Source organism: Candidatus Dormiibacterota bacterium, from assembly GCA_036495095.1.
Classification (GTDB): domain Bacteria; phylum Chloroflexota; class Dormibacteria; order Aeolococcales; family Aeolococcaceae; genus CF-96.
Genome location: DASXNK010000037.1, coordinates 43,247 through 58,461 on the forward strand (window position 1 = coordinate 43,247; position 15,215 = coordinate 58,461).

Consider the following 15,215-nt stretch of genomic DNA (forward strand, 5'->3'; position numbering starts at 1 on the left):
TGATGGCAGGTCAGCGCCCGGGGGGAGCGGCGACCGGCAGCGGGCCGTCGATGCCCGCGAGGGCGGTGACCAGGCCGTCCACCGCCCGGGTGGCGGTCTCGAGCGCCTGGTCGTCGAAGCCGCTGGTCGCCCGGCGCTCGCACACCACCACGGCCAGCACCTCGCCGTCGCGCACCACCGGGAGCAGCAGGGTGGAGCTCATCTCGATGTTGGTGCGCCGCTGGGGCCGGTGGGAGGCGGACTCGGTCCAGAGCGCGGGGCGCTGCCCGGCCACCACCCGGGCGAGCAGGGCGCCGGGCACGGCCCCGCCGCCGGCATGGGGGCCGGCGGGGAGGAGGTAGGCGCGGTCGGCGCTCACCGCCGCGGCGAGCTCGGCGAGGGCGGCCTGGACGCCGCGGTTCACGGCGACGTCGGTCCACGCCGACGGGCGGCGCTGCACCACCCGGAGGTTCAGGGCCGCGTTCGCCGCCATCGCCACCAGCGCCGCCACGGCCCCGGCGGCGTCCGCCGGCCGGCCGGTCTCGACCAGGATCGCGTAGCTCGAGTACATCAGCGCCCCGGACAGCGCCGCGCCGCGCAGGTAGGAGGCGAGGCCCTCGCCGCCGGCGCGGCGGCGCCGGTCGGAGTAGGTCCAGAGGCGGTTGAAGGTGGTGTTCCAGGCCAGCGCCACCGCGTAGGCGGGCACCACCGCGAGCAGCGGATGCACACCCACCGGGCCGCTGAGGAGGGCGAGCAGCGGCAGGAAGACGAGCAGCCCGCTGATCCCCACCAGGCCGAACTTCCAGCGCCGTGCCGACCCCTTGACGTCGAGGAAGAGCGAGCGGAGGTGGCGGAGGTAGAGGAGGCCCTGGCGGGCGCTGGCCTTGCTGGTGCCCCGCTCCCGGGGCATGAACCGCAGGGGCACGTCCACCACCCGCACCTCGCGGGGCAGCAGCACCAGCAGCTCGAGCAGGATCTTGAAGCCCACCGGCCGGAACTCGATGCCGTCGGCGAGGGCGCGGCGGCAGAGGAAGAACCCGGAGAGCGGGTCGGTGCTGCGCCGCGCCTCGGTGAAGAGGCTGCGCGCCACCGCGGTGGCCCCGCGGCTGACCAGCCGCCGGGTGGCGCCGTCGAGGCCTCCCCGCGACCCGCCCTCGACGTAGCGGCTGGCGACCACCAGGTCGGCCCCGGCGGTGGCCGCCTCGAGCATCGCGGGGATGACCTCCGGGGGATGCTGGAGATCCGCGTCCATGACGCAGACGAAGCTGCCGGTGGCGAGGCGGAGGCCGGCGACGACCGCGGTGCTCAGGCCGCCGGAGCGCTCGGCGCCCTGGCGCAGCAGGCAGCGGACCGACCCGCCGGAGCCGCCGGCGAGGGCCTCGAGCTGCGCCGGGGTGCCGTCGTCGCTGTCGTCGACGAAGCACAGCTCGGCGGCGATGCCCTCGAGCGCGGAGCGCAACCGCTCGACCAGGACGGGGAGGTTGGCCGCCTCGTTGCGGGTGGGGATGACCACGCTGAGCAGCGGCGTCGTGGGCATGGCCGGCAGCATACGGCGCCCGGCGGCCGCGATCCCGGCAGGCCCGGCACTCGACACCGTTCCGTGACGCATCGGGTTGGAGGGTCACCTATACTCAGCCTGCACCCCGGGGGATGGCGTGGCCGTGGTGCGCCAGCGAGAGCAGCACCGCCCGCCTTCGGGCCGGCTGGAAGTCGATGCAAAAGACGGTTCCGTGGTAGCCCGTGCACGCCAGGGCCTCACCACGCTCGGCGAGCAGTCGATCCTCCTCGCGCAGGCGGTCCGGGGGATCTTCAGCCGGCCCTTCTACGTCGCCGAGTTCCTCGAGCAGTGCCGGTTCATCATGACCGTCTGCTTCGTGCCGCTCCTGCTCACGGGCTTCGGCTGGGGCGCCATCGTCGCCCTCGAGGCGGGCACCTTCTTCAAGATCGCGAGCGCCGACTACCGGGTGGGCGGCTTCATGGTTCTCGCCAACGTCCGCGAGTTCGCCCCGGTCGCCACCGGGCTGATGGTGGCCGCGGTGGCGGGCACCGCGATCACCGCCGACCTCGGCGCCCGGAAGGTGCGCGACGAGCTCGAGGCGCTCTCGGTGATGGGGATCAGCAACATCGCCTTCATCGTGGTGCCGCGCTTCGCCGCGATGACGCTGATGACCGCCCTCTACAACATCCCGATGATCGCCTTCACCTGCCTCAGCGGGTACCTCGCCTCGGTGCACCTGGTCGGCGTCAACCCCGGCGCCTTCCTCAGCACCTTCTTCACCGAGGGCACCCTCCAGGACCTCTACGGCGGCGAGATCAAATGCATGATCTTCGGAGTCCTGGTCTCGATCATCTGCTGTTACAAGGGCATCACCGCCCGGGGCGGCGCCGAGGGGGTGGCGCGAGCGGTCCACCAGGCGGTGGTCGCGTCCTTCATCAGCATCCAGGTCTTCGAGTACCTGTACACGCCGACGGTGCTCGCCCTCTTCCATTCGAGCAACGTGCTGCGGTGATGAGGAGCTGATGGCCGTCGCCGCCCTGTCCCGCGTCCGCGGCTGGACCCGCACCCTCGGCGAGGTCGTCCAGTTCGCATTCGTGACCTTCATCCAGATCCCGCAGGCGCTGCGGTACATGCGCGAGGTGTGGTGGTACGCGGCGTTCATCGCCATCGGCTCCACCCCGGTCGCGCTGGTGCTCACCACCGCCACCGGCGCCGAGTGCAGCGTCGAGGCCTACTACTCGCTCTCCCAGATCGGCGCCCTGACCCTCACCGGGGTCTTCAACGCCATCTGCGACACCCGCGAGATCACTCCGCTCTTCTTCGGCTTCGCCATCGGCGCCAAGGTGGGCTGCGGCCTTGTCGCGGAGCTCGGCACCATGCGGGTCAACGAGGAGATCGACGCCCTCGAGATCATGAGCATTCCCACCCGGGTCTACCTGGTGAGCGTGCGCATGCTCGCCTGCTTCATCGTCCTCCCGTTCATGTACCTGCTGTCGCTGGCGGTGTCGTACCTGGGGTCGTACCTGGTCCAGCACTTCCAGATCCGCCAGGTGTCCGACGGGGTGTACTTCGACTACTTCTGGCGCTTCCTCAACACCCAGGACCTGGTCTTCTCGATGACCAAGGCGGTGGTCTTCGCCATCCTCATCGTCAGCGTCGCCGTCTACTACGGGTATAACGTGACCGGGGGTGCGGTGGGCATCGGCCGGGCGGTGGCCAAGACGATGGCGACCGCCCTGGTGATGGTGGTGGTGGTGAACGCCGTGCTCACCCAGGTCTTCTGGGGGAACAACCCCAACCTTCCGATCCAGATCTGACGAGGCGACTGCAAGCGATGACCTCCTTCCAGGTTCCCCCGGCCGGGGTGGCGACGCCGGCGGGTGGCCGGCTGAACCAGCCGGGCACCAACCAGTCGGTGTCCACCTGGAACATGGACCCGGTCATCGAGCTCAAGGACCTGCGCAAGGCCTTCGGCTCCTTCAAGGTCCTCGACGGGGTCACCTGCCGCATCCCCCGGGGCGGGGTGACCGCGCTGATGGGCCCGTCGGGGACGGGGAAGAGCGTCAGCCTGCGCCACATCGTCGGCCTGCTGATGCCCGACGCCGGCGACATCGTGGTCGACGGCAGGTCGGTCCCCCACCTGAGGGAGAAGGAGATCCTGGAGCTGCGTCGTTCCATCGGTATGCTCTTCCAGGACGGCGCCCTCTTCTCGTCGATGAACCTCTACGACAACGTCGCCTTCCCCCTCCGCCAGCACACCAAGATGGGGGAGGCCCAGATTCGCGAGACCGTCATCGCGCGTCTCAGCGAGGTGGGCCTGGCGGGCGCCGAGAAGCGGATGCCCAACGAGCTCAGCGGCGGCATGCGCAAGCGCGCGGGCTTCGCCCGGGCGCTGGTCATGGAGCCCAAGATCCTGCTCGTCGACGAGCCCGACTCCGGCCTCGACCCGGTGCGCACCACGCTGCTCTGCGACCTCATCAAGGAGATCGCCACCAAGTACCAGGCGACCGTGGTGGTGGTCACCCACAACGTCTTCGCGGTGCAGCGCATGGCCGACTACGTCGGCATCCTCTACAAGGGGAAGATGCGCCATTTCGGCACCCGGGAGGAGATCGAGCAGTCTCCCGACGAGTTCGTCCGGCAGTTCTTCACCGCCGACTCCGAAGGCCCCCTGGGGATGGACTGAGGCAGCTCGAGAAGATGTCCCGCCGTCCCCTCGCCGCCGGTCTCGCCGTCGCCGCGCTCATCGCGGTTGTGCTGGTCGTCGCCCTCGCCGCCCCCGGGCTGGCGGGGCGGCCGGCGCACCGGGTCTCCATCACCTACCCCCAGTCGGCGTCGGGGCTGGTGGCGGGGAGCGACGTGCTCGAGGCGGGCGCCCGGGTGGGCAGTGTGAGCAGCATCGAGCCCACCGCCGAGGGCCACGCCCGCATCGTGGTCGAGGTCGCCGACGCCAGCTGGCCGCTCCACCGCGGAGTGACCGCCGGGATCCGGCCGCGGTCGCTGCTCGGCGAGAAGTACATCGACCTCCAGGACGGCCCCGCCAGCGCCCCCGCCTACGACGCCTCCCAGCCGCTGCAGGCGAGCGCCAGCGCGGTGCCGGTGGAGCTCGACACCTTCCTCAACAGCCTCGACACCACCACCCGTGCCGCCGCGCGCAGCCTGATCAACGACCTCGGCGCGGGGCTCGCCGGCACCGGCGCCGACCTCAACCAGGCGATCGCCGCCGCCCACGCCAACCTCGACAACCTCGCGACCACGGGGAAGACGCTCAACCAGCGCGACGCCGACCTCGACCGCATCCTCGTCGGCCTCGACGGGGTGCTGGGCAAGCTCACCCAGAACGACCAGATCACCCAGCTGCAGCAGCTGATCACCAACGGGCAGAGGACCCTGAACGCGGTGGAGGCGGAGCGGCAGGCGTTCAGCCGCCAGTTCGTCGACAGCCAGGCGGTGCTCACCGACCTCAACGCCGCCATCGACCCCGCGGTGGCGAGCATCCGCGACCTCATCCAGCGGGCGCCGAGCCTGGTGAACGGGCTGCAGAGCGAGGCCGGGCTGCTCGCCCAGATCGGCACCAGCTTCTCCGACGGCACCCTGCAGGCCTTCGAGCAGTCGCTGCTGCGGGGCCCGACCTCGACCGGCGGCGCGCTGGAGTCGGTGCCCCCGGGCACCACCCCGCTCGGCACCGGGCTGCCGATCTTCCGCATCTGCCTGATCACCCCCACCCCGGGCTCGTGCACCGGCAACGGCTACACCCCGGCGGCGACCAGGCCGGCGGCATGGATGGACGGTGGCGGCGCCGGCGAGCTGGTCACCCTCGCGGGGTTCATCGGCGCATGAGAAGCCGCTGGAACCTGCCGATCACCGCTCTGTACCTGGGCTTCTGCAGCCTGGTGCTGTTCTCCATCGTGGCCAGCATCGGCATCAGCTGGCCGTGGCAGCACCCCTACCGGGTCACCGCGGTATTCTCGAGCGGCGACGGCATCCTCCCCAAGAACGAGGTCTACGTCGACGGCGTCCGGGTGGGGCGGGTCGACGACGTCCAGGCGGTGGGCGGCCAGGCGCGGGTGAGCATGACCATCGACGACAGCAATGCCCTTCCCCTCCACCGCGACAGCGGTGCCGAGGTGCGCAAGAAGAACCTGCTCAACGAGACCTACGTCGAGCTCTCCCGCGGCAGCGCCGCCAGCGGGGAGATGGCCTCGGGCGGGCAGATCGCGGTCGAGCACACCCTGACCCCGGTGGCCATCGACCAGGTGCTCGCCATCCTCGACCCCCAGACCCGCGACCGCCTCCAGCTGCTGCTGGGCAGCGCCGGCCAGGCGCTCGCCGGGCGCGGAACCGACCTCAACGCCGAGGCGAGCAGCACCAACCGGCTGCTGGGCTCGCTGAACGGTCCCGCCGCCGTGCTCACCACCCGGCGCCAGCAGCTGCAGGACGTGGTGGTCGAGCTGCAGAAGCTCTACACCACCCTCGCCGGCCAGCGCGACCAGGTCCGCGACGAGTTCGGCACCTTCAACCAGGTGATGGCTCAGCTCGCCGCCCAGGAGCAGCAGATCGGCGGCACCGTGCAGCAGGCCGACCTGCTCCTCCAGAACCTCGACGTGCTGGTGAGCGGGCAGGCGCCGAACCTGCAGAGCACGCTGCGGACGCTGCCCGGGGCGCTGGCGAACACCGCCGGCTTCCTCGACCAGACCAACCGGGTGCTGAGCGGGATCTACCCGTTCCGCGACCAGATCCACGACGTCTTCCCGAACCTCGCCACCTCGTTCGCGGACACCGATCCCAACGCCCCCGACCCGCTGTCGCCCGACGGCAAGCAGCACCTCTGGTCGATCTACGCCGTGAGCTGCTTCACCACCTGCAGCTCCACCGGCACCAGCACCGCCACCCCCGCTGCGAGCGCGCCGCCGCCCGCCGCCCCCAACGACATCTGGGCGGCGGTGATGGGAGACACCCCGTGAGCCGCCGCCGGTCGATCGTGAACGCCGTCATGGTGCTGCTCTTCGCCGCGGTGTGCATCGGCGCCATGGAGTTCCTGGCGCTGAACATCGGCCAGCCGAACCCGCTCAGCGCCGGCTACCGGGTGCGCGCCGTCTTCGCCGACGCCGACGGGGTGCCCACGGCCGCCGACGTGCGCGTCGCCGGGGTGCAGGTCGGCAGGGTCACCGCCGTCGAGCGCGACGCCGCCCATCCCAACGCCACCGTGGTGACCATGGTGATCAGCGACTCGCGGGCGGTGCCGGTGTACTCGAACGGCACCGCCAAGGTGCGGCCGAAGACGCTGCTCGGCGAGAAGTACGTCGACCTCGTGCCCGGCGACCGCCGCGGCGAGGAGCTGGCCAGCAACAGCACCCTGCCGGAGAGCAGCACCACCACCACGGTGGAGGCCGACCAGATCTTCAACGCCTTCGACGCCCGGACCCGCGAGGAGCAGCGGCTGGTGCTGCAGGCGCTCGACGCCGCCACCCAGCACCGCGCCGGCGACCTGCAGGCGATCATCCCTCAGCTCCAGCAGGGGGTGGCCAACCTCGTCCCGGTGGCGCAGGTCTACGAGAAGGACAACCCCGAGATGGGCCGCATCCTCACCAACCTGGCGACGCTGATGGGCACCCTCGGCGACGAGCACCAGCAGCTCGCCGGGCTGCTCGCCAACGGCAACGTCGCCCTCGGGGCGATCGCCCAGCGCGACCAGTCGCTGATCACCACCCTGCGCGAGGCCTCGAACGTCGCCGCCGAGCTGAACGCGGCGGCGGCGCCCACCGTCGACGCCCAGCGCCAGGCGCTGGCGAAGCTCGCCCCCGCGCTCGGCGCCGAGCGTGGCTTCCTGGGGCAGGTGGTCGACCCCAACGCGGGCTGCCCGGGCAAGCCCAACTGCGGCATCGACGAGGTGTTCACCGGAACCCTGCTCGGCCAGCTGAACTACCCCAACGACCAGCTCACCATCACCACCCCGACCGGGCTGAAGGTGACCCAGCAGTGGGCCTCGCTCTTCACCCCGCCGGCCGGCCAGCACTCCGCCCTGAACATCGACCTCTCCTTCCACTGCGACACCCTGCAGACCACCCTGAGCCCGGTGCTCGGCCTGCTCGGGCTGCAGGGCGCCATCGGCACGATCTGCCCGCAGCTCACCGGCCAGGGGGCCGCGACCCACAGCGCGGGCAGCTCCGACCCGCTGTCGGTGCTGGCCGCCTTCGCCGCGGGGCAGTCGCAGTGAACCGGCCGCTGACCCTGCTCATCCTCGCCGGGGCGGCCGCCGCCGGCCTCGCCTTCCTCGGCGGCGGCTCCGACGTCCACCACGTCACCGCGCGCTTCAGCGACGCCGACGGGCTGGTGACCGGCAACGACGTCCGCGTCGCCGGGGTCACCGCGGGCACCGTCCAGAGCATCACCGTGGGCGCCGACCCCCGCACCGGCCCCTACGCCGAGGCGGTGCTCAGCATCGACTCGAGCCACTGGCCCCTGCACCAGGGGACGCACGTCGCGGTGCGCCCCAGGGGCGTCCTGAGCAACGTCTTCGTCGACCTCGGCCCGGGGGCGGCGGGCGCGCCCGCTCTCGGCGACGGCCACGTCTTCGGCGTCGCCGAGACCAGCAGCCCGGTCAACCTCGACCAGCTCGCCGACGTGTTCAACGCCGACGTGCGCACCGCCATCCGCACCCAGCTGCAGGAGGGGGTCATCGCCCTCGGCGGCCACGGCGCCACCGACCTGAACACCGCCATCGCTCAGCTCGACCCGCTCACCAACGCGCTGATCCCCCTGACCAACGTCCTCGCACAGCGCAGCCCGGAGCTCGACCGGCTCAACGCCGAGTTCGACACCATCACCGCGAAGCTCGCCTCCGAGGACCAGCACCTGCGCGGCCTGATCGCCGGCGGCAACACACTGCTGGGGGCGCTGGCGGCGAAGCAGCACCAGCTCCAGGGCACCCTCGACCACGCCGCGGGGACGCTGTCCAGCCTCGACGCCGGCCTCCAGGGTGAGCAGAGCAACCTGGCCGCGATCTTCCAGAAGGGCCCGGGCGCGCTCGACCGCCTGCAGCAGGCGGGGTCGGTGCTGGCGCCGCTGATCCAGGCCGTCGACCCCCACATCCCGCACCTCGACATGCTCCTCGACGAGTTCGTCAGCGGCACCGGGTACTCGATCAACGGCATCGACACGCTGCGCGTCGACGCCGTGCTCAACCAGCCCGGACACAACGCTCAGCCGTGCGGCGGCCAGCACACCGCCATCTCGGGCGAGCAGAAGGGGTGTCCCTTCACCCCCAACTACAGGCTGGGGTCGAGCGACGCCGGCTCCGGCGGCGCCACCCAGGCGGGCGCACCGGCACCGGCCGCGGGTGACGGCGGCAGCTTCGACCTCGCGGGGATGTTCGGATGATCGGCAGCGCCCGCGGGCCCCGGATCAGCCCCGTCCTCGCCGGCGTCCTCGCCGCCGTGGTGATCGGCGCCGTGGTGCTGGTGATGGGCTGGATCAACGTGAACTTCGCCGCCCCCTGGGCGAGCACCCACACCGTGACCGCGCAGGTCATCGACGTCGACGGGATCGCGGTGAGCAGCGACGTGCGCATCGCCGGCCGGCTGGTCGGCCAGGTCACCCAGGTGATCGCGCGGGGCGACCACGCCGACCTCACCTTCCACGTCGACGGCGCGGAGTGGCCGCTGCCCGCCGACACCACCGCGAACATCCGGCTCGCCACCCTGCTCGGCCAGAAGTACGTCGAGCTCGTCCCCGGCCAGGACCGCAGCCACCAGCTCGCCGACAACGGCGTCATCCCCCTGGTGGCGACCCGGCCGGTGGTCGACTTCGACCAGCTGCTCAACACCTTCGACCCACCCACCCGGCAGGCGCTCACCAACCTGATCAGGACCGTGGGCGCGGGGGTGCAGGGGCAGGAGGGGAACCTGCAGCAGCTCGTCCCCGGCCTCCGCGACCTCTCGGTGCACAGCCAGTCGCCGACCGCGACGCTGGCCCAGCACGACGCCGACCTCAACACCATCCTCGCCAGCCTCGGCACCGTCGCCGACCAGCTGAACCGCAGCCGCAACGACCTCGCCGGGGTCATCGACAACATGAACTCGGTGACCGGCGCGCTCGCCGCCAACCCCGATGCGGTGCGCGGCTTCATCAGCAACACCGGCGCGCTGAACCAGACCGCCCACCGGGTGCTCGGCAGCGGCGGTGCCCCCCAGCTCGCCGCCGGGCTGCAGCAGCTCGCCCCCGTCGCCGGCCAGTTCGACCGCCTGCTCGCGTCGCTGCTGCCCCAGACCCAGGCGTTCCAGGTCAGCGGGGTGACTCCCGCGATCACGCTCATCCACGAGATCGGCGACGCCATCTCCCAGAGCGACCGCGACGGCTACTTCCTGCGCCAGAACCTGCTCGGCATCGACTGCAGCGGCCTGCTGCCCACCGGCAGCTGCACCCTGCCCACATCGCTGCCCGCGCAGAGGACCAGTCCGGCGCTGCCCCAGCTGCCCCAGCTGCCCCAGCTCCCGCTGCTTCCGCTGCTGCCCGGCATCCTCGGCCCGCACCCCGGTCCCACGCTGCTGCCGCCGCTGCTCGGCGGCCTGCTCGGCGACTGGTGGCCCACCGGTGGCTCGGGCGCCTCGCTGGCGACCTTCGACCTCTGGGGGGCGCCCTGATGAGGACGCAGCCCCGGGTGAACCCTGTGACCACCGGCATCGTGACCATCGCGGTGATCGTCCTGGTGCTCGTCGGCGTGGTCGTCGGGGGCCTGCCCGGCTCGCCGATCCCGGTGCCCTGGAGCCATCACGTCGAGCTGCGCGCCCAGCTCGCCGACGCCGACTCGCTGGCCCCCCACGCCTCGGTGGAGATCGCCGGGGTGAAGGTGGGCGAGGTGGTCGGCATCGAGAGCCGCAACGGCGCGGCGCTGGCGGTGATGAACGTCGACTCGCAGTTCGCCGACGTCCACCGTGACGCCACCGTGATGCTGCGTCCCCATGGGTTCTTCGGTCCCAAGTTCCTCGAGATCGCACCGGGCAGTGCGTCGGCGCCGTCGATCGGCGGCGGCGACGTCATCCCCGAGAAGCAGACGGTGCTCCCCGTCGACCTCGACCAGATCCTCCACGCGCTCGGGGCGCCGGAGCGAGCGAGCCTGCAGACCGCGCTGGTCCAGCTCGGCCAGGCCGCCGCCGGCCGCGGCGACGACGTCAACCACCTGGTCGCCAACGCCCGGACGCTCACCGCCGGGCTGCTCGACCCGGTGCAGGCGCTCGACGCCGTGGGCTCGAACCTCAGCGACATGCTGGTCAAGAACGATTCCTTCAACGCCGACTTCGCTCAGGTGCCGCTCGACCAGCTGGTGGCGAGCACCGACCGCACCCTGGCCGCGTTCGCCGCCAACTCCGACCACCTGCAGTCGCTGCTCTCCCATGCCGACAGCACCCTGACCACCCTCGACACCGCGCTGAGCGGGCAGGGCGGCAACATCCACGGCATCCTCGACCAGGCGCCCGGGGTGATCGACCGGCTGAACCAGTTCAACGACCTGCTGGCGGCGTTCGGCGCCAACCTGCGCGGACTGCAGCCCGGCCAGCCGGTGGACGCGACCCCCGGGATCATCAGCGCCATCGAGAACATCCGGTCGGCGTTCGGGAGCAGCGACCCCTGCTCCAAGAACCCCACCCAGCCGTGCTCGCCCGGCGACAGCCGCCAGCACTACGTGCGGGTGGAGACCTTCGGGCTGCTGCCGAACGTCCCGATCCCCTGCAGCGTGCTGCCCGCGGGTCCGCTGAGCAAGCTGCCCTGCACCGCCGCCGCCACCTCCACCCCGCTGAGCGAGGACACGCTCTCGCTGCTCCTGGGGGCGTAGGCGGGAAGCTGGCGGCTCGCCGGGTTCATCCCGTGCCGGCCCTGGGTTGGCCACACCGGGCGTCCGGTGGGTACCACCGTGCAAGGAATGCAGGCACGCGTTCGTCGGTCAGGGTGGAGGGCACACGCGAGAAGGCGGGATCGGTGCTCCGTGAGGCGACGGCAGACGGGGTGTGAGCCGACGTGTCTGAGGGTCCCGCGCCGCGGCCGGTGGAGCCGACGACGGCGTGGCGCCGCCGGAGGCCGCTGCATGGGATATCGGTCGACAGCGGTGATCACACCGACGAGGCGGCCGACGTCACCGGGTTGCGCAGGCTCGCGACTCTCCCCGAGTGGTTGGTGGCAGCGGGAGAGCCCGATCGGCTGCGTACCTTCCTCAGCCGGGCGGTGCCGGAGTTCACACGGGGCGACCTCGTACTCCACGAGTGCCGTCCGAAGCACTTCCGGCTGCGGGACACCACGTGGACGTTCCTGTGCCGGGTCAGCGTCGGCGGCCCCGACGGCGAGCGGCGCGACGTGTGGCTCGAGGGGTCGGTCGGCGCTCCCGGGACGCGGCAGCCCGTTCTCGACGGGCGGGTCGCGGCCTTCGGGTCGGACGCGTGGCGCTGCCTGCTGCCCGCGCTGGGCGTCGAGCTGCGCACCGCTCCCGCTGACACCGCGGTACCCCTGGTGTCGCAGCTCGAGGATGCCGAGCTGGCACGCGTCCTGTTGGAGAGGGCCATCCAGGACGGCACCCCGGCCTGCGCCGACCTGCGCATCGCGGCCTGTCGGCCTCGGGTCATGCGCTACGACAGGGGGAGCCGCTGCACTGTTCGCTACCAGCTCACCCACCCCGGAGCGGCGGTGCGACGAGGCTGGCCGGAGGTGGTCGTGGCCAAGACGTATCGTGACGACACCGGCCAGAACGCCTACCAGGGTATGCGCGCGCTGTGGAGCTCGGAGCTGTCGCGCTCCTCTGCTGTGGCAATCGCAGAGCCGCTCGCCTACGTGCCCGGGCTGCGCCTGCTCGTCCAGGGCCCCGTCGCCGAAGACCGCACCCTCGAGCGGCTCATCTGCTCGTCGCTCCCCGCGGGACCGTCGGTCGCACTCGAGGAGCTCCACGACTATCTCGCCAAGGCCGCACAGGGGCTGGCCGCGCTCCACGGCTGTGGCGTCGCCCTTGGCGAGACCGTGACCCTGGAGGGCGAGGTGGCCCAGATCGAGGCCGTGCTCGAACACCTCGCGGGGGTCGTGCCTGAGCTCTCCGGGGCGGCCGCGCCACTGCTGGCGCGAGTGGTCGCTCTCGCCGCCGAGCACCGTGCCGATCCGGTCCGGCCATCGCACGGCTCCTTCCGCCCAGCGCAGGTGCTGCTCCATCGAGGCCGGGTCGGCTTCATCGACTTCGATGCTTTCTGCCAGGCGGAACCCGCCCACGACGTCGCACGCTTCCGGGCCGGCATCAGGGACTGCGTGATGCGCGCTCACCTGGCGGCGGGTGGCGGATTCACCGACGCCGCCGTGACCGCCATCGAGGACGTGTGCGATGAGTTCCTGCGGCACTACGCGGCGGTGGCGCCGGTGTCGAGGAGGCGTGTCATGCTGTGGGAGACCCTCGACCTGATCACCTACGTCGTCCACGCCTGGACCCGGACGAGCCCCGCCCGCCTGGTCGCCAGGATGCTGACACTCGAGCAGCAGGTGCGTCGCTCGGGTCTCATGGACGCCGGCCGGCAATCAGCCGATCCGCACCGGATCGCCGACAGGCCCAGGGCGGCGTAGCCGATCGCGTTTCACAAGGCGGTGGAGGGTCTCCACCGTTTCCTGCTCCGCGCCACCACGCAAGGAAACCCGGTGCACCTTCGTCGTTCGAATTGAGTGGGAACACGGGGCGAGCAACGCCCGCGCTCGTCGCCCGTGCGTGTCGGTACCAGGGCACCTCGCGAGGTTTCGCTCTGATGCGTTGCTGCCATCCAGATCCAGTTCCGCACACTCTGCCGGTGGGCCGAGGTGGCTGAGACACGCGCCCGCCGGTCCACCGACCTGGCAGCGAGGCGGCGCAGCGCCAAACCGTCGTCCTCGACGCCCGTCGAGAGCACCGAGCACAGCCGGGAGACCCCCGACGTCCCCGGGTTGGGTCGTCTTGCGACCCTTCCCGAATGGCTGTCCGCGGCACAGCCCGACCGGCTGCGCGCGGGCCTCGCCAGGGCGCTGCACGAGGTGGCCCGCGGCGATCTCGTCCTCCACGAGTGCGATCCCAGGCACTTCCGCCCGGACAGCGGCACATGGACGTTCGAGTGCCGGGTCACCTGCGGCAGACCTGATGGAGAGCCCTGGGAGGTGTGGGTCGAGGGCTCGCTGCGTGCCGCAGGGACGGCGGAGGTCGCTCAGCTCGGGCCGGCAACGGCCTTCGGCTCGGAGGGGTGGCGCTGCCTGCTGCCGGAGCTCGGCGTGGAGTTGCGCACCGCCCCACCCGACATCGCGTTGCCACTGATGCCAGACCTCACGGATGCCGGACGGGCTCGGGTGCTGCTGGAGGACGCCATCCGGGCCGGCCCCTCGGCCTGCGCCGACCTGCGCATCGCGGCGTGCCGGCCCAGGGTCATGCGCTATGCCAGGGGCAGCCGGTGCACCATTCGCTACGAGCTCGATGACGCTGGCGCGGCCAGGGGACGAGACTGGCCCGGCGTGGTCGTCGCCAAGACGTACCGTGACAACCGGGGCGAGAACACATTTCGTAGCATGCGGGCGCTGTGGAGTTCGGAGCTCTCACGTTCCTCCGCTGTCGCGATCGCCGAGCCGCTCGCCTATCTGCCCGAACTGCGGCTGCTCGTCCAGGGCCCCGTCGCCGAGGACCGGACGCTCAAGGAGCTCATCTGCTCGTCGGTCCGGCAGAGAACGCCGGTGGCGCGCGACGAGGTCGACGAGTACCTGGGCAAGGTCGCAGTGGGGCTCTCCGCCCTCCACGGCTGCGGCGTCGCCCACGGCGAGACCATCACCCTGGAGGGCGAGGTGGCCGAGATCCGCGTCACCATCGAACGCCTGGCCCGCCGCTTCCCCGGGCTTGCCGGGGTGGGCGCGCCGCTGCTGGCCCGAGTGGCCGACCTCGCCGAGAAGCACCCTGCCGGTCCCGCCCGGCCGTCGCACGGCACCTTCCGCCCCGCGCAGGTGCTGCTGCATCGGGGAAGCGTCGGCTTCATCGACTTCGACGACTTCTGCCTGGCGGAACCAGCCCTGGACGTCGCGCGCTTCCGAGCCGGTGTCAGGGACTGCTGGATGCGCACCCACGTGGCAGGTGACGGCGTCATCCCGAGCCCGGAGGCGACGGCTGCCACCATCGCCGATCTGGAGTCGGTCTGCGAGCGGTTCCTGCAACACTACGAGGCCGCGGGACGTGTGTCGAGAGAACGCGTGATGCTGTGGGAGACGCTCGACCTGCTCACAGACGTTCTCCACGCATGGACGAGAATGAGCCCGGCCCGCCTGCTGGCGGGGATGCTCACACTCGACGATCACCTGCGCAGGCGCGGGCTCATCGCCGACCTCGAGAGGTCGACCGATGCGAGGAGTGTGACCCCCCGGTTCCGCGCCGCCTAGCCTGACGATGTAGTTCACGAGGTCGCGCGGTGAGCCACGACCACGACGTTCTCGTCGTCGGAAGCGGGTTCGGGGGAAGCGTCAGCGCGCTGCGCCTGAGCGAGAAGGGCTACCGGGTCGGCGTCCTCGAGGCCGGCCGGCGCTTCGGACCGGACGACCTGCCCCGGACCAGCTGGCGGCTGCGGCGGTACCTCTGGATGCCGCGCCTCGGGCTGCGTGGCATCCAGAGGATCACCCTGCTCGACGACGCCATGATCCTGTCCGGCTGCGGCGTCGGCGGTGGGTCGCTGGTCTACGCCAACACCCTCTACGAGCCGCTCGCCCCCTTCTACCG

The 15,215-nt window shown here is 71.7% G+C and carries 13 protein-coding genes; 12 read left to right on the top strand and 1 reads right to left on the bottom strand.

What is annotated here, in order from left to right; translation table 11 throughout:
- Positions 1 to 10: 10 nt before the first annotated feature.
- Positions 11 to 1,516, bottom strand: a complete 1,506-nt coding sequence (locus VGL20_04260) for a glycosyltransferase (protein ID HEY2702883.1) — start codon at positions 1,514 to 1,516, stop codon at positions 11 to 13.
- A 193-nt stretch (positions 1,517 to 1,709) separates the two neighbouring features.
- Between VGL20_04260 and VGL20_04265 the strand changes: the two genes are divergently transcribed.
- From VGL20_04265 to VGL20_04320, 12 genes are all read left to right on the top strand, one after another.
- Positions 1,710 to 2,489, top strand: a complete 780-nt coding sequence (locus tag VGL20_04265) for an ABC transporter permease (GenBank protein ID HEY2702884.1) — start codon at positions 1,710 to 1,712, stop codon at positions 2,487 to 2,489.
- Positions 2,490 to 2,499: 10 nt separating this feature from the next.
- Positions 2,500 to 3,294 (top strand): ABC transporter permease, encoded by a 795-nt coding sequence (locus VGL20_04270; GenBank protein ID HEY2702885.1) that lies wholly within the window; start codon positions 2,500 to 2,502, stop codon positions 3,292 to 3,294.
- A 17-nt stretch (positions 3,295 to 3,311) separates the two neighbouring features.
- Complete coding sequence (locus VGL20_04275; protein ID HEY2702886.1) at positions 3,312 to 4,163, top strand: ATP-binding cassette domain-containing protein; 852 nt, start codon at positions 3,312 to 3,314, stop codon at positions 4,161 to 4,163.
- Positions 4,164 to 4,177: 14 nt separating this feature from the next.
- On the top strand, positions 4,178 to 5,317 hold the full coding sequence (locus VGL20_04280) for an MlaD family protein (GenBank protein ID HEY2702887.1): 1,140 nt from the start codon (positions 4,178 to 4,180) through the stop codon (positions 5,315 to 5,317).
- Positions 5,314 to 6,441, top strand: a complete 1,128-nt coding sequence (locus tag VGL20_04285) for an MlaD family protein (protein HEY2702888.1) — start codon at positions 5,314 to 5,316, stop codon at positions 6,439 to 6,441. Before VGL20_04280 ends, VGL20_04285 begins: the two co-directional genes overlap by 4 nt.
- Positions 6,438 to 7,694, top strand: a complete 1,257-nt coding sequence (locus tag VGL20_04290; protein HEY2702889.1) for an MlaD family protein — start codon at positions 6,438 to 6,440, stop codon at positions 7,692 to 7,694. The genes VGL20_04285 and VGL20_04290 overlap by 4 nt, the downstream gene beginning before the upstream one ends.
- Positions 7,691 to 8,857 (top strand): MlaD family protein, encoded by a 1,167-nt coding sequence (locus VGL20_04295; protein HEY2702890.1) that lies wholly within the window; start codon positions 7,691 to 7,693, stop codon positions 8,855 to 8,857. The genes VGL20_04290 and VGL20_04295 overlap by 4 nt, the downstream gene beginning before the upstream one ends.
- The gene (locus VGL20_04300) at positions 8,854 to 10,119 is read left to right on the top strand and encodes an MCE family protein (protein HEY2702891.1); all 1,266 of its coding nucleotides are present in this window, start codon (positions 8,854 to 8,856) and stop codon (positions 10,117 to 10,119) included. The genes VGL20_04295 and VGL20_04300 overlap by 4 nt, the downstream gene beginning before the upstream one ends.
- Positions 10,119 to 11,309, top strand: coding sequence for an MlaD family protein (locus tag VGL20_04305; protein HEY2702892.1), 1,191 nt, complete (start codon positions 10,119 to 10,121; stop codon positions 11,307 to 11,309). The genes VGL20_04300 and VGL20_04305 overlap by 1 nt, the downstream gene beginning before the upstream one ends.
- A gap of 386 nt (positions 11,310 to 11,695) precedes the next feature.
- Positions 11,696 to 13,066, top strand: a complete 1,371-nt coding sequence (locus VGL20_04310; GenBank protein ID HEY2702893.1) for a phosphotransferase — start codon at positions 11,696 to 11,698, stop codon at positions 13,064 to 13,066.
- A 558-nt stretch (positions 13,067 to 13,624) separates the two neighbouring features.
- Positions 13,625 to 14,881, top strand: a complete 1,257-nt coding sequence (locus VGL20_04315; GenBank protein ID HEY2702894.1) for a phosphotransferase — start codon at positions 13,625 to 13,627, stop codon at positions 14,879 to 14,881.
- A 29-nt stretch (positions 14,882 to 14,910) separates the two neighbouring features.
- Positions 14,911 to 15,215 (top strand): NAD(P)-binding protein (locus VGL20_04320; protein HEY2702895.1); only part of this gene is annotated, 305 nt, incomplete at its 3' end.